At 68.6% G+C, this 25,451-nt stretch carries 20 protein-coding genes and 1 pseudogene; 14 read left to right on the top strand and 7 right to left on the bottom strand.

Annotation, left to right across the window (positions count from 1 at the left end; translation table 11 throughout):
• Positions 1-9 precede the first annotated feature (9 nt).
• Both ACPXCS_RS38055 and ACPXCS_RS38050 read left to right on the top strand, forming a co-directional pair.
• Positions 10-1,206 carry a tyrosine-type recombinase/integrase gene (locus ACPXCS_RS38055; protein ID WP_425952040.1) on the top strand — a complete coding sequence of 399 codons (1,197 nt, stop codon included), beginning with the start codon at positions 10-12 and terminating at the stop codon, positions 1,204-1,206.
• Positions 1,169-3,661 carry a tyrosine-type recombinase/integrase gene (locus tag ACPXCS_RS38050; protein ID WP_425952041.1) on the top strand — a complete coding sequence of 831 codons (2,493 nt, stop codon included), beginning with the start codon at positions 1,169-1,171 and terminating at the stop codon, positions 3,659-3,661. Before ACPXCS_RS38055 ends, ACPXCS_RS38050 begins: the two co-directional genes overlap by 38 nt.
• Here ACPXCS_RS38050 and ACPXCS_RS38045 read toward each other — a convergent pair whose 3' ends face one another.
• Positions 3,662-4,405, bottom strand: a complete 744-nt coding sequence (locus ACPXCS_RS38045; protein ID WP_425952042.1) for a hypothetical protein — start codon at positions 4,403-4,405, stop codon at positions 3,662-3,664.
• A gap of 221 nt (positions 4,406-4,626) precedes the next feature.
• Between ACPXCS_RS38045 and ACPXCS_RS38040 the strand changes: the two genes are divergently transcribed.
• The 3 genes from ACPXCS_RS38040 to ACPXCS_RS38030 are packed head-to-tail and all read left to right on the top strand — an operon-like array spanning position 4,627 to position 7,693.
• Positions 4,627-5,289 carry a hypothetical protein gene (locus ACPXCS_RS38040; RefSeq protein WP_425952043.1) on the top strand — a complete coding sequence of 221 codons (663 nt, stop codon included), beginning with the start codon at positions 4,627-4,629 and terminating at the stop codon, positions 5,287-5,289.
• Positions 5,286-6,560 (top strand): DNA cytosine methyltransferase, encoded by a 1,275-nt coding sequence (locus ACPXCS_RS38035; protein ID WP_425952044.1) that lies wholly within the window; start codon positions 5,286-5,288, stop codon positions 6,558-6,560. The genes ACPXCS_RS38040 and ACPXCS_RS38035 overlap by 4 nt, the downstream gene beginning before the upstream one ends.
• Positions 6,560-7,693 carry a DnaB-like helicase N-terminal domain-containing protein gene (locus ACPXCS_RS38030; RefSeq protein ID WP_425952045.1) on the top strand — a complete coding sequence of 378 codons (1,134 nt, stop codon included), beginning with the start codon at positions 6,560-6,562 and terminating at the stop codon, positions 7,691-7,693. Before ACPXCS_RS38035 ends, ACPXCS_RS38030 begins: the two co-directional genes overlap by 1 nt.
• 505 nt (positions 7,694-8,198) lie before the next feature.
• Here the strand turns inward: ACPXCS_RS38030 and ACPXCS_RS38025 are convergent.
• Entirely contained in the window at positions 8,199-9,050 is an 852-nt protein-coding gene (locus ACPXCS_RS38025; RefSeq protein ID WP_425952046.1) for a DUF5655 domain-containing protein, read from the bottom strand.
• A 574-nt stretch (positions 9,051-9,624) separates the two neighbouring features.
• Positions 9,625-10,296, bottom strand: coding sequence for a TVP38/TMEM64 family protein (locus ACPXCS_RS38020; RefSeq protein ID WP_425952047.1), 672 nt, complete (start codon positions 10,294-10,296; stop codon positions 9,625-9,627).
• Positions 10,297-10,624: 328 nt separating this feature from the next.
• Between ACPXCS_RS38020 and ACPXCS_RS38015 the strand changes: the two are divergent.
• Positions 10,625-10,873, top strand: a pseudogene (locus ACPXCS_RS38015) (lytic transglycosylase domain-containing protein); the annotation flags it as partial.
• 1,187 nt (positions 10,874-12,060) lie between these two features.
• On the opposite strand, the gene ACPXCS_RS38010 reads toward ACPXCS_RS38015, so the two are convergent.
• Positions 12,061-12,192, bottom strand: a complete 132-nt coding sequence (locus ACPXCS_RS38010) for a hypothetical protein (RefSeq protein ID WP_425971223.1) — start codon at positions 12,190-12,192, stop codon at positions 12,061-12,063.
• A 347-nt stretch (positions 12,193-12,539) separates the two neighbouring features.
• On the opposite strand from ACPXCS_RS38010, the gene ACPXCS_RS38005 reads away from it, so the two are divergent.
• The 3 genes from ACPXCS_RS38005 to serA all read left to right on the top strand — a co-directional run bounded on the left by ACPXCS_RS38005 (position 12,540) and on the right by serA (position 16,779).
• The gene (locus tag ACPXCS_RS38005; RefSeq protein WP_425952048.1) at positions 12,540-13,742 is read left to right on the top strand and encodes a PLP-dependent cysteine synthase family protein; all 1,203 of its coding nucleotides are present in this window, start codon (positions 12,540-12,542) and stop codon (positions 13,740-13,742) included.
• Positions 13,739-15,037 carry an MDR family MFS transporter gene (locus ACPXCS_RS38000; RefSeq protein ID WP_425952049.1) on the top strand — a complete coding sequence of 433 codons (1,299 nt, stop codon included), beginning with the start codon at positions 13,739-13,741 and terminating at the stop codon, positions 15,035-15,037. Before ACPXCS_RS38005 ends, ACPXCS_RS38000 begins: the two co-directional genes overlap by 4 nt.
• Before the next feature lie 152 nt (positions 15,038-15,189).
• Positions 15,190-16,779, top strand: a complete 1,590-nt coding sequence (gene serA, locus ACPXCS_RS37995; protein ID WP_425952050.1) for a phosphoglycerate dehydrogenase — start codon at positions 15,190-15,192, stop codon at positions 16,777-16,779.
• Between the two features lie 51 nt (positions 16,780-16,830).
• On the opposite strand, the gene ACPXCS_RS37990 is transcribed toward serA, so the two are convergent.
• Positions 16,831-17,847, bottom strand: a complete 1,017-nt coding sequence (locus ACPXCS_RS37990; protein WP_425952051.1) for a TerC family protein — start codon at positions 17,845-17,847, stop codon at positions 16,831-16,833.
• A gap of 275 nt (positions 17,848-18,122) precedes the next feature.
• Between ACPXCS_RS37990 and ACPXCS_RS37985 the strand changes: the two genes are divergently transcribed.
• Both ACPXCS_RS37985 and ACPXCS_RS37980 read left to right on the top strand, forming a co-directional pair.
• Entirely contained in the window at positions 18,123-20,045 is a 1,923-nt protein-coding gene (locus tag ACPXCS_RS37985) for a copper resistance CopC/CopD family protein (RefSeq protein ID WP_425952052.1), read from the top strand.
• Positions 20,046-20,623: 578 nt separating this feature from the next.
• Positions 20,624-21,277 carry a DUF3105 domain-containing protein gene (locus ACPXCS_RS37980; RefSeq protein ID WP_425952053.1) on the top strand — a complete coding sequence of 218 codons (654 nt, stop codon included), beginning with the start codon at positions 20,624-20,626 and terminating at the stop codon, positions 21,275-21,277.
• A gap of 218 nt (positions 21,278-21,495) precedes the next feature.
• Here ACPXCS_RS37980 and ACPXCS_RS37975 read toward each other — a convergent pair whose 3' ends face one another.
• Both ACPXCS_RS37975 and ACPXCS_RS37970 read right to left on the bottom strand, forming a co-directional pair.
• A complete protein-coding gene (locus ACPXCS_RS37975; protein ID WP_425952054.1) occupies positions 21,496-22,140 on the bottom strand; it encodes a DUF305 domain-containing protein in 645 nt (214 codons plus the stop codon).
• Positions 22,141-22,229: 89 nt separating this feature from the next.
• The gene (locus ACPXCS_RS37970) at positions 22,230-22,643 is read right to left on the bottom strand and encodes a DUF6153 family protein (protein WP_425952055.1); all 414 of its coding nucleotides are present in this window, start codon (positions 22,641-22,643) and stop codon (positions 22,230-22,232) included.
• A gap of 267 nt (positions 22,644-22,910) precedes the next feature.
• On the opposite strand from ACPXCS_RS37970, the gene ACPXCS_RS37965 reads away from it, so the two are divergent.
• From ACPXCS_RS37965 to ACPXCS_RS37955, 3 genes are all read left to right on the top strand, one after another.
• A complete protein-coding gene (locus ACPXCS_RS37965; RefSeq protein WP_425952056.1) occupies positions 22,911-23,285 on the top strand; it encodes a BlaI/MecI/CopY family transcriptional regulator in 375 nt (124 codons plus the stop codon).
• A complete protein-coding gene (locus tag ACPXCS_RS37960; RefSeq protein ID WP_425952057.1) occupies positions 23,282-24,190 on the top strand; it encodes a M56 family metallopeptidase in 909 nt (302 codons plus the stop codon). Before ACPXCS_RS37965 ends, ACPXCS_RS37960 begins: the two co-directional genes overlap by 4 nt.
• A 217-nt stretch (positions 24,191-24,407) precedes the next feature.
• A complete protein-coding gene (locus ACPXCS_RS37955; RefSeq protein WP_425952058.1) occupies positions 24,408-25,433 on the top strand; it encodes an NlpC/P60 family protein in 1,026 nt (341 codons plus the stop codon).
• The last annotated feature ends 18 nt before the right edge of the window (positions 25,434-25,451 follow it).

Below are 25,451 nucleotides of genomic sequence, written 5' to 3'. Positions count from 1 at the left end.
AGAGTGGAAGTGGACCTGCGACACGAACTCATGGAGGGACGGGCGGATATTCCCCGCGTCGGGGCTGTGCTCCCGGCGCGAGGCGTCCATCCGCCGTACATCGTCGTCAACGGGTACGACGACGAGATCAAGCCGGTCACCGCGTACCTGCGGGACCTGGCCCTCAACGACAGCAGTCCGCTGACGGTCCGCAGCTACGGGTACGGGCTGCTGCGCTGGTTCCGGCTGCTGTGGCTGCTCGGTGTGACCTGGGAGAAGGCGACCGAGGCCGAGACGGCTGCTCTGACCGGCTGGCTGCGCTCGGCGGTGAACCCGCAGCGCCGACGGAAATCGGCGGACGGACCGGCCCCGGGCTCGGTGAATCTGCGGACCGGGAAGCCGGTGCTGCGGGCCGGGTACGCACCGCGGACGATCAACCACGCCTTGTCGGTGGTCAGCGGGTTCTACGAGTTCCACGCCCACCAGGGCAACGGTCCGGTCACCAACCCGGTCCCCGTCTCGCCGCAGCGTCGCCGGGCGCTGGCCCACCGCAGCCCGCTGGAGCCCAAGCCGGTGCTCGGCCGGGCCCGGCTGCGGCAGAAGGTCGCCGACCGACCGCCCCGGTCGATCCCCGACCAGCTGTGGGACGAGCTGTTCGAGCGCATGGGCTGCGAGCGCGACCGCGCTCTGCTGGAGTTCTACGTCTCCAGCGGCGCCCGCGCCGAGGAACTGCTCGGCGTCGGCATCGGCGATCTCGACTGGGCGGGCCAGAAGATCTACGTGATCTCCAAGGGCACGCGGGAACGCCAGGCGGTTCCGGCCTCGCCGCAGGCGTTCGTGCGCATGGCCCGCTACCTCGATGAGATCGGCACCCCGCCGACGGACGAGCCGTTGTGGCGGACCCGTCGCGGGGCGGACCGGCCGATGTCCTACTGGGCGATGCGCCGCGTCCTCCAGCGCGCCAACGAGGCACTGGGCACCAACTGGACCCTGCACGACCTGCGGCACACCGCCGCCAACCGGATGGCCAACGGCGGCAAGCTCACCCTGCCCGAGGTCCAGGCCGTCCTGCGCCACGCCAACATCCAGACCACCAGCCGCTACCTGGCGGTCCGCGTCGAGGAGATCTTCGACAAGCTCACCGAGCACTACAACGCCCCGCGCATTGAGCGGAGCTACCCCACCGGCTATGCCGCCGACGACATCGCGGCGGTGTTCGGTGCCTGAGACGCAGCTCCGTACCACCGGCCTCAGCCGCCGCCACGGCCCGGTCGCCGAGGGCCTCCAGTTCCCCAGCCGCTTCGTCGGCGGCCCAATCACACCGGAGCCCGCCGTCGCGGCTACGCCTCCGCGGCCGCATGGAGAGTTTGCAACCGCCTCCGTCTCAGCCCTGTCGCAGGTGGCCGGCTCCTCCTCGATCTGGCCCGACAGGCCCCGCGCCACCCGCCTGAACTGGAAAGACTCCACGCGCGTGCTGCTGGAGTACCTCCTCACCTTCCCCGGGAAGAGGTGGCAGGAGCGATGGGACGCCAGCCCGCTGGGGCAGGGGCAGATCGCTGCGGAAGAGGTGGGATCGCGCCGGACTACGGGCAACGGCGTCGTCGCTGGAATCCGGGCTCTGTACTGCCTGCGAGTCATCCAGCCGACACCGCTCGCCTTCCGGCGCAATCCTCTGCCGAACTACGGGGCGATGTTCATCGCCGCCCAGGAGGATCCGCTCCTGCACGAATACGCCGAGCAGGTGCGCGCCCACCAGTTCCGCCAGGTGCACCGCCGCGACGCGATCAACGAGCTGTGCATGCTGCTGACCATCCAGGGCGTCGCCCTCAGCGATGTCACCCCGGCCGCGTTGCTGCACTTCACCCATGAGAACCGGAAGGCACGTTCCAGCCTGAATCCGGGCAGTCCGGTGTCCAACCGCCTGATCGGCCGGGGCGTCTGGAACGTCCTGCATGCGATGGGGCACTTCCCGCCGTCGACGCCCGAGTCGATGCGGGCTGCCCTGCTGCGCGGACAGCGCAGCATCGAGGAACTCGTCGATCAGTACGAGATCTCCAACCAGGCCGTGCGCGGCCTGCTCATCGACTACTTCGCCCGCCGCAAGGCCGACACCGACTACGCCACCCTCAAGGACCTCATCTGCAAGCTCACCCGCCATTTCTGGAAGAACATCGAAACGATCAACCCGGACCAGAAAGACTTGCGGATCTCGCCGGAGGACTACACGACCTGGCGCCAGATGATCACCGTCAAGGACGACGGCAAGCCCCGCGTCGGCCAGGACAGCATCGTCATCGCACTGCGCAGCTTCTACTACGACCTGCACACCTGGGCCGCCGAAGAACCCGAACGCTGGGCGGTCTGGGTCGCCCCCTGCCCGGTTCCTCCCGCTGAACTGCGCGGCCTCGGCGCCCGGCGCCGGCGCGTCAACGAACGCTCCGCCGACCGCACCCGCCAGCGCCAGCCGCTGCTTCCGCTGCTGGTCAACCACGTCGAGACCCGCTACGACCGGGCCCGCCTGCTGCTGGAACGGGCCGACAAGGCCGCCGAGGACGAGGTGTTTACCCATGAGGGCACCGAGTACCGGCGCGTCATTAGCGAATCTGACCGTAAGTTCCTGCGTCACGGCGACGCGGTCCCCACCCGCGTCCGGGAGGTCGACAGCGGCCGGATCATCCACATCGGCACCGATGAGGAGGCCGCCTTCTGGGAATGGGCCACGGTCGAGACCCTGCGGCACTCAGGCGTGCGCATCGAAGAGCTCTGCGAACTGACCCACCTGAGCATCCGCCAATATCAGCGGGCAGACGGCGAGGTCATCGCGCTCCTGGTCATCGCGCCCTCGAAGACCGACCGCGAGCGCGTCATCCCGATGTCCGCCGAGCTCTTCCACGTCGTCGCCTCGGTCATCCGCCGCCACACCCGCACCGGCCGGCCGATCCCCCTGGTCAGCCGGTTCGACTACCACGACAAGGTGTGGAGCGCACCGATGCCGTTCCTCTTCCAGCGGCAGAACGGCACGACCCCGATGGTCTTCAGCAGCGCGACCTTCCAGGTCATGCTCGCCAGGCTCTGCGAACAGCTTGCCGAGACGCACCACGAATTCCGAGGGCTGAAGTTCACCCCGCACGACTTCCGAAGGATCTTCGCGACGGAACTCGTCAACAGCGGACTGCCAATCCACATCGGCGCCGCCCTGCTGGGCCACCTCAACATCCAAACCACTCGTGGATACGTCGCGGTCTTCGACGAGGACGTCGTCCGCCACTACCAGGAGCACCTCCAGCACCGACGCCATATCCGTCCCCAAGGCGAGTACCGCGACGCGACCAACGAGGAGTGGTCCGAATTCGAGGAACACTTCGACCGGCGCAAGGTCGAACTCGGCTCCTGCGGACGTCCCTACGGCACCCCCTGCCAACACGAACACGCATGCATCCGCTGCCCGGTGCTCCACATCAGCCCGAAGATGCTCGGCCGCCTCGAAGAACTCGAAGCCGACCTCCTCGCCCGCCTACGGCGGGCCGAGGAAGAGAACTGGCTTGGTGAGGTCGAGGGCATCAACCTCACACTCACCTTCCTCCGCGCCAAGCGCGACGAAACCCAACGCCGGACACGACGTCCCGCCGTCGATCTGGGCATCCCGCAGCCTCGGCCCCGCGCGACGGGGAGCAAAGAATGATCACTTCGGCCGGTGGTCCGGCCCCGGACGCATCAACAGCAGATCCTCGCCCCAGGCATCCAGCGTGGGCCCGAGGCCGGCTTTTCGTGTCACGGCCTCGACCCGTCCGAAGAGCTGCCGCTGGAAGTCCAGGTCACCAGTCCCTGAGATCCGTCCGATCGCGTCCAGCAGCATGCCTGTTTCCCATCCCGGCAGGGGGAATCTCTCCAGCTCCCACTCCAGGTACTTGTTATAGGGACGCGGGCGACGATCCAGCGTGAACAACAGCTCCAGGAGGAAGCCCACGCTGTCGGCTGCGTCGAGACGGGCGGCCAGCAGGTAGCCGTCTCGGGCGTTCTTGACTGATCGATACAGAGAGTTGGCATAGGCATCAAGCCAACCAGCCGCCGCCTGAAACGCCTCGTCGCTGTCAAGCTGCCCCTTGGCAGCGACGAGCTTGGCGATCTCGCCGTCGAGCCGGTCGATCACAATGCGGGCGCGGCTGAGGGCATAACGCTCATAGCCGCCGAGCCGACGGAAATCGTCGACCGTGGTGACGACGACATCGACCTCAGCGGAACGGTGACCGTCGAGATCCAAAAGGCCGGTATCCAGCCCCTCTGCCACGATGACGTACACATCGCGGTCGGAATGCTCGGTGGCCATGCCGTCGTGAGCGTGAGAGCCCTTGAGGACGAGTCCGACGACTGCGGGGTCGGTTGCTGCGCGGGCGAGCAACGCCTCATAGGTCAGCTTGGGAATCATGCCGTGATCTCCAGTGAGTTGGACGGACTGCACAGGCCGACCAGCCCTCGCCGCCACACCGACGGGAGAGCGGTCACTCCGTCTGCGACGGCCGCAATGCCGCCGCCCTGAAGATCAACGCACGTTCATAACGTTACCGGCTCCGGCCTACGGCCGCAGCCCCTTTCCAATCCCGGCTGCGGCCACCGGCCTGAGCCGTTGAAACCGAATCAGGAGACTCATTGACGAACTACCTGCGAGGCATAACACGAACGAGTGAAGTGCAGAGAAGCACCGGGGAATACAAAATAAAACCGATCAAGAAGAAAGTCCGGGAACTCCTCGGCTACCCCTATCCGGCACGCGTCCCTAAGGACGTCTTCGTCGAGCATTGGGTCGGCATTTCCACCGATGAATTCCATCGGGCCAAGGACGCCGACGTGCAGTACATGCGCAACCGGCACCCGCTCATCGACATGGGCTGGTCACGATCCGACTGCGTCCGCTACCTGACCTCACTCGGCCTGGCCGACACCCCGAAATCGAGCTGCCTCGGATGCCCATTCCACGGCAACGCCCAGTGGCGCCATATCCGTGACACCTCCCCCGAGGAGTGGGAGGACGTGGTGGAGTTCGACGCGGCCATCCGCAGGGGAAATGCCCGCGCCAACGCCACCGGCAACAGGCTGCTGGGCGAGGCGTTTCTCCACCGCTCCCGCGTCCCGCTCAGCGAAGCCCCGATCGATCACGTCACCGCCGCTGAATGGGCAGCGATGCAGCAGGAACTCACCGACACCGAACCGGACCTTCAGGAGCTGGAGCAGGGCGTCATCGACGGCTGCTCCCCGTGGGCCTGCCGCGGGGAAGCCGCACCCGTACAGGACGACTTCGGACTGGCTTCTTGATCCTGGATTTGTTTGCGGGACCGGGTGGATGGAGCCACGCACTTCACGTCCTCGGCGTACGGGATATCGGGCTGGAATGGGACGAATGGGCCTGCAAGACCCGTGCGGCAGCAGGGCAGTTGACCCTTCGCACGGACGTGGCCCTGTATCCCGTCCGGCCATTCCTCGGACGGACAGTAGGGCTGATCGCGAGCCCGCCCTGCCAGGCGTGGTCGATGGCCGGCAAGCGCCTTGGCCTGGTGGACCAGCCGCTGGTGCACCAGGCGGTCGCGGACCTCGCGGCCGGGCGCGACACCCGCGCCAAGCTGCTCGCCGCCTGCCGGGACGAGCGCAGCCTTCTGGCCGCCGAGCCCATGCGCTACCTGCACGCCCTGAACACAGTGGGCGAACCGGAGTGGGTCGCCATGGAGGAGGTCCCCGACGTTCTGCCGCTGTGGCGGCAGTACGCGGCCGTCCTCCGCTGTTGGGGATTCTCCGTATGGACCGGCATCCTCAACGCCGCCGACTACGGCGTACCGCAGACGAGAAGGCGCGCGATCCTGATCGCCTCCCGAGTCCGTACAGCCGAACCGCCCGCTCCCACCCACGCTCAAGTCGCCGAACCCGAGTCGCTGTTCGGGCCCGGCCGCGCCCGGTGGGTGTCCATGGCCGAGGCCCTCGGCTGGGGCGCCACCGACCGGCCCGTGCCCACCGTGTGCGCCGGCGGCGGACCAGGAGGCGGCCCCGAGCCATTCCCCTCCGGCTCCCGCCAGACACTCGCCAACGCCCGGGAGCGCGGCCTCTGGCGCCCGCCAGGGCCCGCCGCAGCCGTGACACTCGAACCGCAGACTCGTGGAGCAGGTTGGACATCCAGGCACGGCCCCCGCGCCGCCACACCCGCAGATGCCCCGGCCCCCACCTTCACCAGTAAGGCCACGCACTGTAAGTGGTCACTGCGCAGCAACAACCAGGCCAACGCCACGGTCCGCCGCGCGGACGAGCCCGCAGGCACGCTCTTCTTCGGGCACCGCGCCAACGAATGCACCTGGATCGCCGAACCCGTCGGCACCGCACCGGAGACCGAAACCGAGCCCGCGCCGAAGCCGATCCGGATCACCGCACGCGAGGCCGGCATCCTCCAGACCTTCCCCGCCGACTACCCCTGGCAGGGCAACAAAGGCCAGCAGTTCTCCCAGATCGGCAACGCCGTGCCCCCGCTCCTCGCCGGCCACCTCCTCGCCCCGCACCTGCGTGTGCCCCTCAACCCCGACGACTTCACCCTGGCCGCCTAATGCCCCGCACCCACGCACCGAACGAGGACGACGGCCTCGACGACCTGCCCGACACGCATCCGCCGCAGCCCGTGTACTACGCCGAGCAGGCCCTCCTCGGCGCGCTCCTCCTCGAACCCCACCGCCTCACCGACATCGCCGGGATCCAGCCCGACTCGTTCTCCAACCACGCGCACGGCGCCCTGTTCGCCGCAATCCGCGCCCTCCCGGCTCCCGACCCGGTCCAGCACGCGCAGGACACCATCTGGCTGAACGCGGTGCTCGCCGCCGCACGCGAGCGCGCCCGCGCACTGAACGCCTCCTACCTGCACACCCTGATCCAGGTCTGCCCCTGGCCCAGACACGCATCGGCGTACGCGCGGATGATCGAGACGGATCACGCCCGACGCACCCTGCGCGCCCACGCCGAGCGCCTTGCGCAGACCGCGACGGACATCTCGCTCCCGCACCCGGTTCCCACCACCCTCGCCGAAGCCGACGCCCTCACTGGCGTCGTGAACGACGTCGCCGCGCGGCTCCCCCCGCACTCCGGTCCGACACAACGTATCCCCGTACCCGCGCCGACCGCGGCCCTCTGCGCCGTCGACGAGGCGGTCGACGAGGAGTGGCTGCTGCTCGCGACCGCGACGGCGCACCCTGCTGACGTCGAGCAGATGCGGTGGCTGACCGCCGCCGATTTCACCCACCCCCTGCCAGCGGGGCTGTGGCAGTGCCTGAATGCTCTGATCCGGCGCAGGGCCCCCGTCGACCCGGTCACGGTCCTGTGGGAGGCCCAGCAGCGCGGCCTCCTCACATCCGGGGTCCGACCGACCGAGCTGCTCGACCTCCTCGGAACACCGGTCGGTTCCCCGCAGTACTGGGGCGAGCTGATCCTCCAACGCTCCGTCCTCGCGACCGCGCACGACGTGGGCCGCCGCATCGAGGCGTTCACCGACGATCCGGCGACCACCCCGCATCAGCTCGTCGTCGGCAGCCGCCGCGCGCTCGCCGACCTGGCCGCCGTGCGCACCCGCTGGCACCACGCCACATCACCAGTACCGAGGGCCAAGACCTCGCACACCAAGGCCACGGCACCGCCCCGAGCCGGCCCGCCGCTGACCACGGCTCCACCCGCCGCGCGTATCTCCCGCTGACCTGAACCCGCCGGTGGCCCGGCCCGAAAGGTCCGGGCCACCGGCAAGAGCGAGCACCCCTTCGTCTCGACGCCTTCGCCGCCCAAAAGCCGAACAGCCTTCTCGTCACCTGGAGCATCTGGGCCGGTCCCACCATCGACCACCCCACCTGGACCGTCACGGCATCCTCCTAATGGCACTTGACGGACCCGTAACTGCCCGCTCACCCGCAGGGTCTGGCAGGCCAGCCCGCAACAGCCCAGGGGAGTCGCAGACGCGCTTCAGGCCGCCCCGCCCCGGAAGCACCGCTGCCCCATATGGAATTCCGGTGATGGCTCAACACAAGGGGGCAGCCCGCCAAGAAGCGGAGCTTCATAGCGCGGGATCGCCGGTTAGCCAAACCGGCGATCCCGCGCATCATTGATGAACCGCCGCCACTACCTGCCCGTACGGCGAGAGACACGACTTCCACAACATCCACAGCGGTCGGTCCCGCACCCGCTCGTGTCACGGACGCACCGGACGGTTACGCCGCTGCGTAGCTGGCACGGAGGAGATCCACAGCTCGCTCCACGTCCCGCATGGACCGCAATTGCACCTCAAGGTCACCCGTGCCGTGGTGGCCCAGTCCCGTCACATCCCGGGTGAAGCCGGGCACGAGGTCGACCTCCTTCGGGTCGGCCTTGAGGTAGACAAGGAGCTTGGTCTTCTGTGGCGGACAGACGCAGGCGAAGTTCCGTGGGCGCTGATACGCCCGGTACTGCTTGCGCTGCACCCGCCTGACGCCGTCCCCGAGGCCGAGCAGAACCTCGTCGACCGCGTCCGCCAACTCCGCCAGCTCCCATCCCTGACCGCGGACTGGCGGCAGCCCGGCCGCGGCGCGGCGAACCCGCTTCTCGGTCAGCCTCCGCCCGGTGCCTGAAGCCACGGTCTCAAGTCCAAGGAGTTCCCTGCCGAAGAACCGGTAGCGAACCAGGTCGATGCTGCGCCGGTGTTCGCGTACCGCGTGGACGTCGTAGCGAGTGAAGTCGCCGGCGACGCAGATCAGCCGGGGTGCGCTCCACGACACGTGGGATGTGGCCGAGGCCCCGAGCCGGTCACGGACCAGGTTCCGGAAAGCATCCTTGTGAGCCATCAGCCGCGACATGTAGTAGAGGCCCTGGCTGATCACCCCGGCATGGGTGCCGCGCTTGTACTCCACGATCACCGGCGCTCCGTTCTCGTCGAGCCCCAGTGAGTCGATCCGTCCGCCGTCGACGCAGTCGATGGCGTACTCGCTCGCCAGGAACCGCGCCCCTAGCATCGTCTGCATGTGCGCCTCGACGAGGCCCTGCACATCCGCCTCGGCTTCAGCAAGACGTGGCGCGACCTCGATCACGCCGTTTGTCGTCGTGTGGAACAGCTTCAGCCCCGACTCCTTCCCTCTACTTGGCTCGAAGATCGATAACGTCAGAACGAGGCACGATTGTTTCCGCCAGGGCTTCGCGCGAGTGAAGATCGTGTGAGAGGTTGCATATGGGGTCCGGGGCGCACCGGCGCACCCTACGGATCGCAGGGAAGTTCACCCAATGTGCTGCCACCCCGCTGTTAACCCGTGGCGCCTTCCTCGCAGCGCTACGAGGCAGGCAGGCTGCCTAACCGGTCAGAGGTATCTCCAGCCCCGGGTCTGCGCGGCAGTGTGCGCAACAGCACTTCGTCGGGCTGCCGCTGACAACCTCGTGCACGGTTGGCACTGGCACGTCGGGGTCTGCAGTGCTGACGGTCTTCACGCTCGAAGGCCGCAGTGGAGAGTAGCGGTCTGCTGGTGTGAAAGCAGTCCGGCGACGGCTCGGACGATGTCGCTCATGTGCTCGCGGCGGCCGAGGCGGGGCAGTCACGGAGCGCCCGGGTCTGCCACCGTCATGCCGAGCTCGGTCTCGGGGAACGGGACTATCGGCTCGTCCCACCCGTGGTTAAACCGGCTCGACGGCGTTCGGACGAGTGGCCTTGTGCCGTGCCCGCCGGACGATGGCGAAGGTAAGCACCATCATGGTGACGATGGCAGCCACCGAAAGAAGAAAGGCCGGCGAGGTGGGGGATGAAGCCGTGGCTCCGGCGACCACATACGCGGCGGTGCCGGGCAGCACGCCGAGCGCAGTCGCGGCCGTGAAGGACCATGGACGCATTCCGGAGAAGGCAGCGGCGAAGTTGACCCCCTGGAACGGGACGCCGGGCACGATGCGGAGCAACAGCACACTGACGAAGCCTTGATCGGTGAGGCGGCGATCGATGGCGGCGAGGATCTTCCCCTTCAGGAGCGGCTGGAGCGCTTCCCGCCCGAGGCTGCGGCCGAGCACGAAGGCCAGCACGGCGCCGAGGGTGGTTCCGATCACAGCCAGCGTAAGCCCCTCGGGGATACCGAAAATGGCCCCGGCGGCGACGTTGAGCACAGGCTTCGGGAAGAAGGCGAGGGTGCTCAACGCGAAAACCACGGCGAAGGCCGGCCCTGCCCAGATACCGGGCACCACGGCTGTGAAGCCTTGGGAGAGCACTCGATCCGGGCTCCACACCAACAGGGAACAGGCAGCAGCCACGAGCAGCACAACGAGCAGCGCGAGTCGGGCTCGAGGCTGCAGTTTCGGCATCTTCTTCAGCTTCCTTGTCCGATGCTGGTCGGCACGGCACATGGTGATGGAGGCGGCCGACCGTTCCGGCCTCGACACGATCTCCTGACTTCGGCGGACTGGTCCTTCACCCCACCTGGCGAGCTTCTTGGAAACAAGGTTACGGCCACCGTTCGCTCGACCTTCGCCCCTGTCGGTCATCATCTCGAACCTGAGTCAATACGCGATGGTGCGCCCGGCCGACAGTCGCGCCTTGGCGGTCAAGGCCGGCCCGCGCCGCTGGCCGACGCACCACATGCGAGTCGTGGCGTCTGCCCGTCCTGGCCCCCGTCCGACTGACAGCCGGTAGATGCCCAGGCAGCGGACGGCCGCACGAGGACGAGTCCGCTCCAACACATCGAACGACTTCAATGCGACGGCGGCCGACACGACCCTCCTCGCAGACGTACCCGCGGGCCAGCAGGCGCAGATACAGGTCAGCTCCTTGGCTCAGCAGGCCGACGCCCAAGCCGTCGCGGCGGACGCCGCGACGAAGAAGACCACAGCGGCGCGCAAGCAGGCAGCCAGGGACGCGGCGGCCAAGAAGGATGCCACAGAGAAAGAGCCCACAGACCCATCCGATGGCGCGTGGCCGGCACCCGGGGCCCGGGGGCGGCGTACGCGTCCCGCAAGACCCCCGTCCCTGACCGTTTGGGTACCCCCGCCGCCTCGCTCAGCTCAGCATGCGGCTGCCCCCGGAGTTCGCCTCCAGAAGTAGCGTCCGCCCGTCGGACAGTATCCCGATAGGGCAATCCGTACGGCTCATGCGAAGCCGAGAGAGACACCAGACGTGAGACGTGCCAACCAGGGCCTGCCCCCCGCTTGGCGTCTGTTGCCCCGGAGCAACGCCCGTCGCGTAACCATTTGCGGAGTGCTGCTTCCGTTTCGCCCATGATGTGCGATTGCCGCAATCCGTACATGGCTTGTTAACGCGCTTGGCCCAGGAAGATGTCGGTCCTGTGCCTCACGGGGCGTTAGGATCACGGCGTGGTTACGAACTGGTCTCCCCCCGGAGTGCAGCGGACACGCCCATGGGCTGCCCTGCTGCACCTCTTCGGGCTGGCCACACTGCTGTTCGGCCTTGTATACGCCCACGGCGTGAGCACCGAGGGCATCGCGGGCCACATCAACGCCACCGCAACAACCACCTCGCAGGGCGTCGCTGGCGGTCAGGCCACAGCCTCGACCTTTGACGCCGAGCAGGCGCTCGAAATCGAACCGTTCGATTCGCACCCCGACGACCATGCTCCCTCTCACCCCGCACAGGAATGCACGCCGGGGCAGCCACAGCAGGGAGTGACCTTCGGTGCCCCCTGCCCCTCTCCGTTGAGTGCGGAACTGCTGCACCCCAAGGCGGACGTCCGACGAGCTGCCCCAGGAAGAGCCGGGGTGACTGTCTCGTCACCCTTGGAGTCCAGAGCATCAACCGTGCTACAGGTCTAGATTCGGCACGCCTCCGACTGGCCAATACCGCGCAGCGAAACGAACGGGCCGCTAATGTCCGTTGTGCGCAACTTTGGCCGGATTGTGGCGCCCGACTTCCCGAACGGCCGCTTGCAGGCTGAACGGTCCGGACGACGGCGCTCGCCCACTGCTCGCCGACCTGTTGCTGTTCTCCCTTGCCCATGATGCCGGGGGAGACGGCTGCCGCACGGAGGACCTGTGCCGAACTACCAGTCCCCCGCACGTCTGGACCAGCCTGCCCCGCCATCGCCGCGCCGGTTGCTGGCCTGGGTGCTGGGCGCCCTACTGCTGGCAGGGCTCTTTCACTGTCCCGCCCTTCCACATGACGGCGACCACGGTCACCAGCCGTCGCTGGTGCTGCCCGGTGGCGTAGCGCCGGACGCCGAATCTGCACTTCAGAATGAGTCCGGGCATTCGCATGGCGCTGCCGCCTGCACCTCCCCCGGCCTGATCCCCCAGATTCACGGCGGGTCGGATTCACCGACCCGCGCCGGAGCGCTGCTTCCTCTCACCGGTGTCTCGGCGGTTGTGGCCGCGGGGCTGTTCGCGCTCAGGTCCCGACCTCGCGGACACCGGATAGCCACCCCGGGCCGCTCGACGCTCACGATCGTCTGTCGGTGGCGCATCTAGACCCTCTCGGTCGCAGCCGTAGTCAACGGCTGCCGCGTGCCGCCCGCGGAGGCGGGGACTGTTCCCTGCCCCGAAGGGCCGCATGCGAGATGAGCGAACATCCGACGCACCTCATCGAACGAGAGCGGACAATGCATTCTCCGACCACTGACATGACACCCCCCACCCGCTCTGCCCTGTCCGGGCTGGTCGGCAACACCCCGCTGTTGCGGGTATCGGAGCCCCTCGCCCCGGCGGGGCGAGGTTTCTGGGCGAAGCTGGAGGGCTTCAACCCCGGCGGTATCAAGGACCGTCCGGGCCTGCACATGGTCGAGCGGGCTCGTTCCCGCGGTGACCTCCGGCCGGGCGCCCGCATCATCGAGTCGACCAGCGGCACGCTCGGCCTGGGGCTAGCCCTGGCCGGCATGGTCTACGGCCACCCCGTCACTCTGGTGACCGATCCGGGCCTGGAAATGTCCATGTCCAAGCTGCTGACGGCGTACGGGGCCCAGGTCAACGTCGTCTCCGAGCCGCATCCCACCGGGGGCTGGCAGCAGGCGCGCCGGGACCGTGTGGCCAAGCTGATGGAGCAGTACCCCGGTTCCTGGTGCCCGGACCAGTACAACAACCCGGACAACACCACCGCCTACACCCCGCTCGCCCTCGAACTGGCCACGGAGCTCGGCCACATCGACGTACTGGTGTGCAGTGTGGGCACCGGCGGGCACTCCGCCGGAGTCTCCCGGGTGCTCCAGCAGCTCTACCCGGGCCTGAAGCTGGTCGGGGTGGACACCATCGGGTCGACGATCTTCGGCCAGCCCGCCCGGCCCCGGCTGATGCGGGGCCTGGGCTCCAGCATCTACCCGCGAAATGTGGCCTACGACAACTTCAGCGAGGTGCACTGGGTCTCCCCGGCCGAGTCGGTGTGGACCTGCCGCCAGCTCGCCGCATCGCACTACGCCACCGGCGGCTGGAGCGTCGGGGCTGTGGCGCTGGTCGCGGGCTGGCTGGCCCGGACCCTGCCTGCGGACGCCCGGATCGCGGCGATCTTCCCTGACGGTCCGCAGCGCTATCTCGGCACCGTCTACGACGACGACTACTGCGCCGCCCACGGCTTGCTCGACTCCCCGCCTGCTCCAGAGCCGGAGGTGATCGGCCGCCTGGACGAGAAGGAGGTCACCCGCTGGACACGGTGTGAGAACGTCGTGGACCCGCTGACGCTGACCGACTCCGAGCCGCACTGCAACGTGGGCGGTCCACTTGAGGCGTCCGACACGGAAGCTGAGTTGTCCGACAACAGCGGTACCCCCGAGAGGCGTGACGACGTCGACGGGGCTGAGGAGGGCAACCGGTGAGGAGCACTCTCGCGCAGGTCCGTTCCTACGAACGCAGCGTCCAGCTGTTGATGGTGAACCAGTTCACCATCAACCTCGGCTTCTACATGCTGATGCCGTACCTGGCCGCGTATCTGGCAGGTCCCGTGGGGCTGGCGGGCTGGCTGGTCGGGCTGATCCTCGGCGTACGCAACTTCAGCCAGCAGGGCATGTTCCTGCTCGGCGGCACGCTGGCCGACCGGCTCGGCTACAAGCCCATGATCATCGCCGGGCTGGTGCTGCGCATCGTCGGCTTCGCCACTCTCGGACTCGTGGAGTCCGTACCCGCCCTGCTGGCCGCTTCGGCGGCGACGGGCCTCGCCGGGGCCCTGTTCAACCCGGCCGTACGAGCCTACGTCGCAGCGGACGCAGGTGAACGCCGGGTTGAGGCGTTCGCGCTGTTCAACGTCTTCTACCAGGCCGGGATCCTGCTCGGTCCGCTGGTGGGCATGCTGCTGACCGGCGTGAGCTTCCGCGTCACGTGCCTTACCGCGGCCGGGATCTTCGCTCTGCTGAGCATCGTCCAGATCCGGGCTCTGCCCGCTCGCCGGGGCGATGACGCGGGGCGCGGACAGGAAAAGGAAAGCGTGCTGTCCCAGTGGCGGGGCATCGTGGCCAACCGGCCGTTCCTGCTGTTCTCGGTTGCCATGATCGGCTTCTACGTCATGCAGTTCCAGGTCTATCTGGCCCTGCCGCTGGAGGTGCGCCGCCTGGGTGGCGAGGGGACTTTCGGCACGGCGGCGGTGGCGGTGCTGTTCGCCGTGTCGGGCCTGAGCACCATCCTCTTCCAGACCAAGGTGACCGCCTGGTGCAAGGCCCGCATGGAACCGGGCCGCGCACTGACCTGGGGGCTACTGACCATGGGGCTGGGCTTTGTTCCGCTGCTGGTGGCCACGGCCATCCCGGTACCAGACGGCGGCGTGGGGCTGTGGCTGCTCGCCGCGGTGCCTCCGTCCCTGTCCGCGCTGCTCCTCGCGATCGGCACGATGATCGCCTACCCCTTCGAGATGGACACCATCGTCCGCCTCTCCGGCAACCGCCTCGTCGCCACCCACTACGGCCTGTACAACACCATCTGCGGCATCGGCATCACCCTCGGCAACCTGCTGACGGGTGCCGCGCTCGACGCCGCACGGGCCGCCGGAATGTCCGCGCTGCCGTGGCTGGCACTGGTCGCACTCGGCCTCGCCTGCGCCGCCGCCCTCTACGGGCTGCACCGCACGGGCCGCCTGGCACAACCAGTGAGCGAGGCGCAGCCAGAGCCCGCGAACGCATAACACGACCTCCTGTGCCGGAGGGGGAGGAAGGATTCTCCTTCCTCCCCCTCCGGCCGGCCACTCCTGCCTGCACGTATATCCGTCGGTCCGCGCAAGACCCCTTCGCCTCCGGCCCGGCGTCCTCCAGAAGACATGAAGGATTGAAAACTCCTGTGAGCCCGAAGCCCGTCGTACTCATCGCCGAACAGCTGTCACCCGCCACCGTCGAAGCCCTGGGCCCCGACTTCGAGATCCGCCATTGCAACGGCCCCGACCGCTCCGAACTTCTGCCCGCCATCGCCGACGTCGACGCGATCCTGATCCGCTCGGCCACCAAGGTCGACGTCGAAGCGATCGCCGCCGCGAAGCGCCTGAAGGTCGTCGCCCGTGCCGGCGTCGGTCTCGACAATGTCGATGTCACCGCAGCCACCCAGGCCGGCGTGATGGTGGTGAACGCGCCCACCTCGAACATCGTCACGGCCGCCGAGCTCGCCTGCGGCCTGATCATCGCCACCGCCCGCAACATCCCGCAGGCCGACGCCGCACTGAAGAACGGCGAGTGGAAGCGCAGCAAGTACACGGGCGTGGAGCTGGGCGAGAAGACTCTCGGCGTCGTCGGCCTCGGCCGCATCGGTGTCCTGGTCGCCCAGCGCATGTCGGCCTTCGGCATGAAGATCGTCGCCTACGACCCCTACGTCCAGCCCGCGCGCGCCGCGCAGATGGGCGCGAAGCTGCTCTCCCTCGACGAGCTACTGGAGGTCTCGGACTTCATCACCGTGCACCTGCCCAAAACCCCTGAGACACTCGGCCTCATCGGCGACGAGGAACTGCACAAGGTCAAGCCGACCGTCCGCATCATCAACGCCGCGCGCGGCGGGATCGTCGACGAGGACGCGCTGTTCTCCGCGGTGAAGGAGGGCCGGGTCGCCGGCGCCGGCCTCGACGTGTACGCGACGGAACCCTGCACCGACTCCCCCCTGTTCCAGTTCGACCAGGTCGTGTGCACCCCGCACCTCGGCGCCTCCACCGACGAGGCCCAGGAGAAGGCGGGCGTCGCCGTCGCCAAGTCCGTCCGCCTCGCGCTTGCCGGTGAGCTGGTGCCGGACGCGGTCAACGTTCAGAGCGGCGCCATCGTCGAGGACGTCCGCCCCGTCCTGCCGCTCGCCGAGAACCTCGGCCGCATCTTTACCGCGCTCGCCGGTGAGGTCGCGGTCCGCCTCGACGTGGAGGTGTACGGCGAGATCACCCAGCACGACGTGAAGGTGCTGGAGCTGTCCGCCCTAAAGGGCGTCTTTGAGGATGTGGTCGAAGAGACCGTCTCCTACGTCAACGCCCCGCTGTTCGCGCAGCAGCGCGGCGTCGAGGTCCGGCTGACCACCAACTCGGCCTCCCCTGACCACCGCACCATGGTGACCGTCCGCGGCACGCTCACTGACGGCGAGGAGATCGCGGTCTCCGGCACCCTGGCGGGCATGAGGCACATCCAGAAAATCGTGTCCGTGGGCAAGCACGGCATCGACCTCCCGGTTGCCGACCACCTGATCTTCCTGCGGTACACGGACCGCCCCGGCGTCATCGGCACCGTCGGAGGCATCCTGGGTCAAGCCGGCATCAACATCGCCGGCATGCAGGTGTCGCGTTCCGTACCGGGCGGTGAGGCGCTCATCGTCCTGAGCGTCGACAGCACCGTTCCTTCGGATGTCCTCAGCGAAATCGCCCAGGAGATCGGCGCCACCGCCGCCCGAGCGGTCAACCTCGGCTGAACCACAGCGCCCGCTGAGCGAGCCACAGTGCCGTTCAGCGGGCGCTGGGCGTCAGCCTCCCGAAGCGCGGTGTTCATCGCCGGCGGCACGATGTGGGGCACCGATAACGGCTCCGGCGTGTGCCCGGGCCGCCGGATCACGCCGGGCCTTGACCAGGCTGGCCACCGTGGTGACGGCCAGCACCCCGCCGATGACCGCCAGCGACAGGGGTGTAGGGATCTCGGGCATCCGATCATCAAGACCGTGTCCCCAGGCAAGCACCAGCTTCACACCGATGAACGCCAGGATCAGGGCCAGCCCACTCGACAAGTACACCAGTCGATCGAGCAGACCGGTCACCAGGAAGAACAACGCGCGCAGGCCCAGCAGGGCGAAGGCGTTCGCCACGAAGACGATGTAAGGCTCCTCCGTCACGCCGAACACGGCAGGAATCGAGTCCAGGGCAAACAGGATGTCCGTGCCCCCGATGGCGATCAACACCACGAACAGCGGCGTGACCACCCGCCGGCCCTCGACGCGGGCGATCAGGCGGCCCTCGATGTAGGTGTCGGTGACCGGCAGCACTCGACGGCAGGTGCGCACCAGCGCGTTGTTCTCCACGTCAGGGTCCTCGTCGCGGTGACGGTAGAGCTGCACCGCCGTCCACAGCAGCAGCAAACCGAAGATCAGGAACATGAAGGAGAACAGAGACAGCAACGCGGCGCCCAGGGCGATGAAGGCCGCTCGCAACACCAGAGCGGCGACGATGCCGAAGGTGAGCACTCGCTGCTGGTGCTCCCGAGGCACCGAAAACGCCGACATGATGATCACGAAGACGAAGAGGTTGTCGACCGACAAACTCTTCTCCACGACATAGCCGGCGAAGTATTCAGCGCCGTATTCCCAGCCCATCTGGGCTGCGAAAACCAGACCGAAGAGCACAGCCACCGCGATGTAGAACACCGACCAGGCGGTCGCTTCCTTGAACCCAACCGCGTGCGGACGCACCGTACCCAGCACCAGGTCCAGGGCCAGCAGCGCCACGATCACACCGATCGTCAGCACCCACCCGACCGCCGTGACCTCCACCCGAACCTCCACATCGCACCGCTCGCCGCCGGTCAGACGTCCGCTGCGGCGCACCAGGGCCGCGCTCGACCTCCGATCATGCCCCAGCTGGAACCGAATTCCCACAGAATCGCGGGAATGTCCGGTACGGCCCTGACCGCAGTCAGGAAACGGCCCGACCGGCCCGGTTGCACAGGCTCTGCGCCGACCAAACCTCAGCCTGCGAGAAAGCCCGGCGGCTGCGCGCAGGCCACCCCGCCTGCCACACCCGCCAAGGGATCGGGGATCCTCGACAGGTGACCCCCTCAGCACCAACGGTCCGGCACACCGCCGTCGCGATCGGCTCGCTCGTCTCCCTCGTCCTGGCCCTGCTGCTGGGCACCGCCACTCCCGCATCCGCACACGCGACCCTGCTGTTCACCAGCCCAGCTGCGGACGCGACGGTGGCCGACTCGCCGGGGTCGCTGGTCCTGGTCTTCGACCAGCCGGTGAGCGTGAGCGGCACCTCCGTCCGCGTCGAACCCGCGGCCCGCCTGGGCACCCCCACGCTCAGCAGTGGCAGCCAAGAGATCACCGTCCCGGTCCGTACCGCGCTGGCCGAGGGCGTGCACACCATCGACTGGCAGGTCACCGCGCGGGACGGCGATGTCATGACCGGCAGCTACCGCTTCGCCGTGGGCCCCCGCACGATCGCCCTCGGCTCCGGCCAGACGACGGCCGCCAAGGACGCCGCGCCCACCACGATCCTGCGCTGGCTGCTCTTCGCAGCCCTCGCGGTTGCGCTCGGTGAGGCGGCGGGCCGTCGCCTCACCGACCCGCCTGCCCGGCGCCCACGCTCCTGGGCCCTGCCCGCCGCCCTCCTCGGCACCGCTGCCGCGCTCGGCCTGTCCGCCCTGCAACTCGGGGACGGCTCCCTCTCCTCCCTCACCAGCGCACGGCCCGGCGTCCTGTCCCTGGTCGGAGTGGCAGGCTTCGGCCTCGCTGCGGTGGCGGGGCTGGTCCGCCGTCGGGCCTGGGCGGTCCTCCCGCTCACCGCAGTCCTGGTCGCCGAGGCGCTGCGCGCCCACCCGCAGGCCGAGCAGTCCGCCGGAGGCCCGCTGCTGATCTTCGTCCACCTCGCAGCGGCCGCCCTGTGGGCCGGAACTCTGCTGTATGTCCTGCGCGCCCTGGTCGCGTGGCGCGGCGAGCGCGCCCCCGGACGCCCCTTGCTGCTTTCCTACGCCCGCCTCGCCGCCTGGCTGTTCGCTGCCGTTGTCGTCACGGGCCTGCCCTCCGCGCTGCTCCTCGTCCCGCTCGACGAGCTGGCAGCCACCACGTACGGGCGGGTCCTGCTGGCCAAGATCGCCCTGGTCGCCGTTGTCGCAGGCGTCGCGCTCACCGCCCGCCGTCGCCTGCGCCGCACCGGGACGGGCTCACCGCAGCGCCCGGCTCGCGCCGAGACCGGCCTGCTCGCTGTCGTGCTGGCGTTGTCCGCCACGCTCACCGTGCTGTCCGTCCCCGCCGACGCCAACCGGTCCCTTCCCTTCGCACCTCCGCTCGACGGCCCGGTCGTACCCGCGGGCACCCGCGCAGGGGAGATCGGCATCAGCGCCCGGGCCGCGGCCGGCCGGCTCGTCATCGACCTCACCGCACCACAGATCAGCGGCGGCGAGAAGCAGGCGTACGGCCTCAAGGCCACGCTCGCCGACCCGCGCGGCACCCGGCGGGCACTGAAGCTCCGGGGCTGTGGCACCGGCTGCTTCTACACCCCGATGACGTGGCAGAAGGGCACCAGCCGCCTCACGCTCACCGCCTCCGCCGGGGACGAATGGGCCGGCGGCCGCGCGGGGCTGTCCGTCACCTGGCCGCCCCGCCCGGAAACAGGCCTCCTGCGCGAGACGGTCGCCGCCATGGAGAAAGTCCCCAGCCTCACCCTGCACGAGCTGGTCACCAGCAACACCGCTCGCGGCCTCGGCGACCTCAGGAAGCTTCCCATCACGGGGAAGGAGTTCCTGGCCTCGGAACCGTACGGCAGCGGCACCGCCCCCGTGATCACCGGACTCCCCGACGAGAACGGTCACCGTCGCCTGGCACTGGCCTACCCAGCCGAGCACACCCAGCTCGACCTCACCCTCGACAAGGACGGCCGGATCCTCCACGAGACCCTGAGCGCCCCCAACCACCTCGTCACCCGCACCTTCGTCTACGCCGAGGCGGACGAGGACGGTCATGACCACTGATCGTCCAGGTGAAGCCGGCTACCCGGTGACGACCGCCTAATATCGCCAGTGATGGAGAGCCGGAGACAGCACACGACCCGCGCAGCGTGGCAGACCACGCGGGCCGCGGGTCTCTGCTCTGCCCTGGCGACGCTGCTCGCCGCGCTGGTGGTGTGCCTGGCGTGCGTGACCGGCAACAGCGGCGCCTCGGGCGCCGCTTCCATGACGACTGTGTCCGCCACAACGATGCTTGCGGACAGCACAGCTCACCATGGCCCGGAAGTCGCCCACCCGGCCGACTGTCCTTCCGATGACGAGTGCTGCGACGCAGCCGCCGACGGCGTACGAGCCGTACTCACTACGCCGACCCAGGCCTGGCCGGCGGTTCTGCCGCGCATGCCGCATCTCCCCCGGCATCCGGACACAGCTCCGGGCTCCGTCCCACGCGCGCCGACCGCACGCGCACCCGATCTCCACGTCTTCCAGGTGCAACGGACCTAGACGGACGTCGGTGCCGTGCGCTCTCGCGCACGGCCGGTCACGTCCGCCCAGCCACCCTGCACCGACCGCCATACGGCGGGGACGAGGAACACACCGTCATGAGCAACTCCAGCAAGAAGACGGCCGCCGCCGCGCGAAGGGCCAAGATAGAGGAGGCGCGCCGGGCCGAGCGAGCCCGCGACCGCCGCAACCGGATCATCACCATCGCCCTCAGCGCGATCATCGTCGGCGGACTGATCGGCTGGGGCGGGTACGCCCTCAACAGCGCCAACGAGAAGGAGGAGCAGCAGTCCGCCGCAGCCAAGAAGCCTGTACGCGGTGAGAAGACCTGGGACGCGAAGAAGCTCGGCCGTAACCACGTCCAGGGCACCGTCGACTACCCGATGAACCCTCCGGTGGGCGGCGATCACAACCAGGCCTGGATGACCTGCGACCGCACCGTGTACACCAAGCCCATAGCCAAGGAGAACGCCGTCCACTCACTGGAGCACGGCGCGGTCTGGGTCACGTACAACGACAAGGCCACCGAGGCCGACATCAAGACGCTGAGCGACAAGGTCTCCAAGACGCCGTACGCCCTGATGAGCCCGGTCAACGACAGGTCCGGAACGATCATGCTGTCGGCCTGGGGCACCCAGCTCACCGTGGAGAAGGCGTCCGACCCCAGGGTCCAGCAGTTCTTCACCAAGTACGTCCAGGGCGCGCAGACCCCCGAGCCGGGTGCCGCCTGCACAGGCGGGCTGACCGCCTGATGAAGCCGTGACGGCACCAGACATCACGACGTAACCGGACCGACGACTGTTCCTGAACACAACCCCAAGTCCATGAACAGAGGACTTGTAATCCTGATCAACGGACCCCGCCGCGCCCACCGCTGCCGCGGTACGCACGAAGGCGCGGCGGCCGCAGCCGCAAACGGTGTGGCCGACGGGCGCGGGCGCACCGTCGGCCACATCGTTCTGTCGACGTGTCAGCTCTTGCCGAGGATCTTGTTCATCTCCTCGATCTCGGCGGTCTGAGCCTTGATCACGTCGTCAGCGAGCTTCGTGGCGGGACCGTACTTGCCCTTGGCCTTCTGCGTCTCGGCCATCTCGACGGCGCCCTCGTGGTGCTTGACCATCATCTCGAGGAACATCTTGTCGAACTCGGCGCCGGAGGCCTTCTTCAGCTTGTCCATGTCCTCGCTGCTCATCATGCCGGGCATGTCGGACGACATGTCGCCCATGTCGTGGCCCTCCATGCCGGACATGTCCGCGGGGACCTCCTCGCCCCACGAGGTGAGCCAGCCGGACATCGTCTTGATCTCCGGGTCCTGCGCCCCCTTGATCTTCGTGGCGAGGTCCTTGACCTCCTGCGACGAGGCCCGGTCGGCGGCCAGGTCGGCCATCTGGACGGCCTGACGGTGGTGCTGGATCATCTCCTTGGCGAAGGAGACGTCCTGCTCGTTGTGGTCGCCGGCCTTGGCGGAGGCGGTCGCGGAGGGGCTGGAGTCGGAGTTCATCGACCCCATGTCGTGACCACCGCCGTTGCCGCCGCAGGCGGCCAAGACGAGCGCGGCCACACCGGCGGTGACGGCGAGTGCGGTACGACGGATGAGCTTGCGGTGTGCAGTCATGCTTGAGCTCCTGGTTTTCAGGTCTGGTGAAGGGCGTGCCACAGCACCTCGCCGCATCCACAAGGGCACGCGGCGACGCGCGGGCCGCTCTATATCCGAAGGAGCTGGAGTTCGGAGAGTGAGGGCGGGGCGCGACCGCCATCGGGACCGCTGCCGGCCGGAGACGTACGCGCATGCACCGACTCGACGCAGGTCACCACATCAGGCAGTAGTACCGGCGCCACAGCAGGAGTCCCGGCAATGGATGCCGAGGCGCAGGTCGGGTCGGCATGATCCGTGTGGCCCGTACAGCCGCCTTCGCCGTGATCGCATCCGCCAGGCACCGACGCCATGACATCCGCGTGCGCGACCACCGCCATCCGCTCGTGTCCGGACGAGGCAGCGATGTTGGGTACCGGCCCGAGACCGTGCATGCCGAGCAGGCCCAGCAACAGACCGCACACGAGCAGCCCGAAGGACCGCACCATCGAGTGCGGTCGCGTGAGCTGTCCGAAGCGTGTCACGGCCTCATCCTATGCATGGATCATGAACGGCTTGCATCCTCGGCTACCACCGGAGTAACACGGAACACGATACCCGCCCAGGGTATGACGACGCCGAAGGGAGAAAGCCGTCGCCGACGTCCCTAGCGGCCGTGTGACCGTGAGGCGATGACGAGGCCGGCTACAAACTCACCAGGCGAGCGTGATGCCCGCCTTCGCGCCGAAGTCCTGACCGAACAGCACGTCTACTATGGCATTGCGTATTCGGTGGCGAAGGGAAGTCAGGCCATGCGGCGGCTGGGAGATCTCGAAGCGGAGATCATGGATCGTCTGTGGACGTGGAAGCGTCCCGCGACGGTGCGCGAGATCGTCGATGACATCAACAAGACCCGCCCGATCGCGTACACCACGGTGATGACCGTCACCAACATCCTGTACACCAAGGGCTGGCTACTGCGGGGCAAGCAGGGCCGAGCGTGGATGTACTCGCCGGTCCGCAGCCGTGAGGCATACGCCGCCGCGCTCATGGAGGACGGTCTGGGGGAAAGCAAGGACCGCCCGGCCGCGCTGGTCCACTTCGTGGAGAACATGTCCGAGGAGGAGCAGGCAGCTCTGCGCAAGGCCCTGCGGAACGCGGGACGCCAGGCGAAGGCGGACTCTTGAACGCGGCGCCCGCCCTGGTCGGCTACACGGCAGCGGTGGGCTTCGCCGCCCCGCACCTGCTCCTGCGCGCCGCCTGGCCGCACCGGGCCCCGGCCCTGGCGGCAGCGGTGTGGCACGCATTGGCAGTGTCGTTCTCGTTCGGGGCCGCGCTCTCCGCGGCAAGTCTGGCCATGCCGGCCGAGCACCTGCACGCGGGCCTGGTGGGCCTGCTGCACGCCTGCGGGCTGAACGTGGGCGCGGGACAGCCGGACGCGGAAACCGCAGGTCGGCTGGCGGTCGGCGTGCCGGCCGCCATCGGGATCGCCCTCGTGGCGAGCTTCGCCTTCCACGTCGTGCGGGCCCGTCGGGCGCGGAGCGAGCACCGGGAAGCCGTCGACCTGGTGGGCCGCCACTCGGCTCGTCTGTGCGCCACCGTCCTGCCCTACGACGTCCCCGCCGCCTACTGCCTGCCGGGCCGTGACCCCCGGATCGTGATCAGCGACGCGGCCGTACGCCGGCTGACACCCGACCAGCTCGGCGCCGTGCTGGAGCACGAGCAGGCCCACATCGCGGGCCGCCACCACCTGGTCCTGGCCGCCGTCGAGGCATTCCACTCGATCTTCCGGTGGTTGCCGCTGGCCCGCCACGCCCGGGAGCAGACGGCGCTGCTCCTGGAGATGATCGCTGACGACCGCGCCCTGCGCTGCCACTCCCACGAGGTGCTGGCCACCGCGATGTACGAGATGGCCACGGCCCGCACTCCGAAGGGCGCCCTGGCGGCGGGCGGCCAGACCACCCTGATCCGCCTGAAGCGTGTCCTCGGCCCGCGCAGGACCGCGCATCCCGCCCTGTGGGGCTCCGTGGCCGCCGCGGCCGCGACAGTGCCGCTCCTGCCGCTGCTGGTCGCCTGCCCGCCAGGGCTCTGACTGCTGCTGGTGAGACCGGTGTGACCGGACCTCACTTGCGATACGTACTACGAAGCTACTAAGTTCTCACCTGCTCGATGAATGCGGCGCTGGGCGCGGGCCACGGCTCGCGCCCAGTGTCGTCGGATCCACGGGAGAGTGCCGAAGCTGACTGTTGTCGGCCGGACGGCCAGAACCCGCCGCTCGGTCCACAGACGTGCAGAGGAGTCAGCCCACGATGGGAACGCACCGTCGGCCGAAACCGCCCAGCCGAGCCCGAATAGCCACCCTCGGCATGGCGGCCGGCGCGGTCAGCCTCCTGCCGACGCAGAGCCAGGCAGCGCCCAAGCCCACGGTGGACGAGGTGCGCAAGCAGGTGGAGCTCCTGTACGAGGAGGCCGAGGGGCCCACCGAGGAGTACAACGGCGTCCGGGAGAAGCACAAGAAGCTCCAGCGCGAGGTCGACAGTGCCCGGGACCGCCTGGCCCGCAAGCAGCAGGAGATCAACGAACTGCGGGAACGCATCGGACCGTTGGCGGCGGAGCAGTATCGCAGCGGCGGTATCGACCCGAGCGTGCAGCTCTTCCTCTCCAGCGACCCGGAGGACTATCTCGACAAGGCCGAAGCGCTCGGCCGTACCAGCGAGCGGCAGGCCGCCGCCCTGCGCGCGTTGCAGAACAAGCAACGGGAACTCACACAGGAACGACAGGCCGCCGCGAAGCAGCTGGAGTCCCTGGCCGAGACGCGCGCGAAGGCCAAGGAGAAGAAGGACGAGGTCCAGGGCAAGCTCGCCAAGGCCCGCAAGCTCCTCAACAGCCTGACCGCCGCCCAGCGCGCCAAGATGGAAGCCGATCAGAAGCGCGAGGACGCCGCAGTGGGCGCCAGCGACGCACCGGCCACCTACAACGGCCCGGCGAGCGGCCGCGCCAAGGCCGCGATCGACTTCGCCTACGCGCAGCTCGGCAAGCCCTACGAGTGGGGTTCCACCGGGCCCAACTCCTTCGACTGCTCGGGCCTGACCGGCTCCGCCTGGCGCGCCGCGGGCGTCTCGCTGCCTCGCACCGTCAAGCAGCAGTACGACGCCGGCCGCAAGGTGGCCAGGGCAGATCTGCAGCCCGGTGACATCATCTACTGGTACAACGACAACCAGCACAACGGCATGTACGTCGGCAACGGCAAGGCTATCCACGCGCCGCGAACAGGCAAGAACGTGGAGATCGTCCCCTTGGACTCCATGCCGTACTTCGCCGCCAGCAGGCCCTGAGCGCCACCACCTCGGAAG

Origin of the sequence: Streptomyces sp. DT190, from assembly GCF_049846985.1 — a bacterium.
Lineage (GTDB): Bacteria > Actinomycetota > Actinomycetes > Streptomycetales > Streptomycetaceae > Streptomyces.
This window is presented reverse-complemented; position numbering and strand designations above follow the sequence as displayed.

Bases quoted from the DNA above. Each gene is read 5' to 3' on its own strand.
- ACPXCS_RS37975 (WP_425952054.1), bottom strand. From the start codon at position 22,140: ATGACTGCACACCGCAAGCTCATCCGTCGTACCGCACTCGCCGTCACC.
- ACPXCS_RS38020 (WP_425952047.1), bottom strand. From the start codon at position 10,296: ATGCCGAAACTGCAGCCTCGAGCCCGACTCGCGCTGCTCGTTGTGCTG.
- ACPXCS_RS38050 (WP_425952041.1), top strand. From the start codon at position 1,169: ATGCCGCCGACGACATCGCGGCGGTGTTCGGTGCCTGAGACGCAGCTC.
- ACPXCS_RS37955 (WP_425952058.1), top strand. From the start codon at position 24,408: ATGGGAACGCACCGTCGGCCGAAACCGCCCAGCCGAGCCCGAATAGCC.
- ACPXCS_RS37980 (WP_425952053.1), top strand. From the start codon at position 20,624: ATGAGCAACTCCAGCAAGAAGACGGCCGCCGCCGCGCGAAGGGCCAAG.
- ACPXCS_RS38045 (WP_425952042.1), bottom strand. From the start codon at position 4,405: ATGATTCCCAAGCTGACCTATGAGGCGTTGCTCGCCCGCGCAGCAACC.
- ACPXCS_RS38010 (WP_425971223.1), bottom strand. From the start codon at position 12,192: ATGCCCGGACTCATTCTGAAGTGCAGATTCGGCGTCCGGCGCTACGCC.
- ACPXCS_RS37965 (WP_425952056.1), top strand. From the start codon at position 22,911: ATGCGGCGGCTGGGAGATCTCGAAGCGGAGATCATGGATCGTCTGTGG.
- ACPXCS_RS38005 (WP_425952048.1), top strand. From the start codon at position 12,540: ATGCATTCTCCGACCACTGACATGACACCCCCCACCCGCTCTGCCCTG.
- ACPXCS_RS38030 (WP_425952045.1), top strand. From the start codon at position 6,560: ATGCCCCGCACCCACGCACCGAACGAGGACGACGGCCTCGACGACCTG.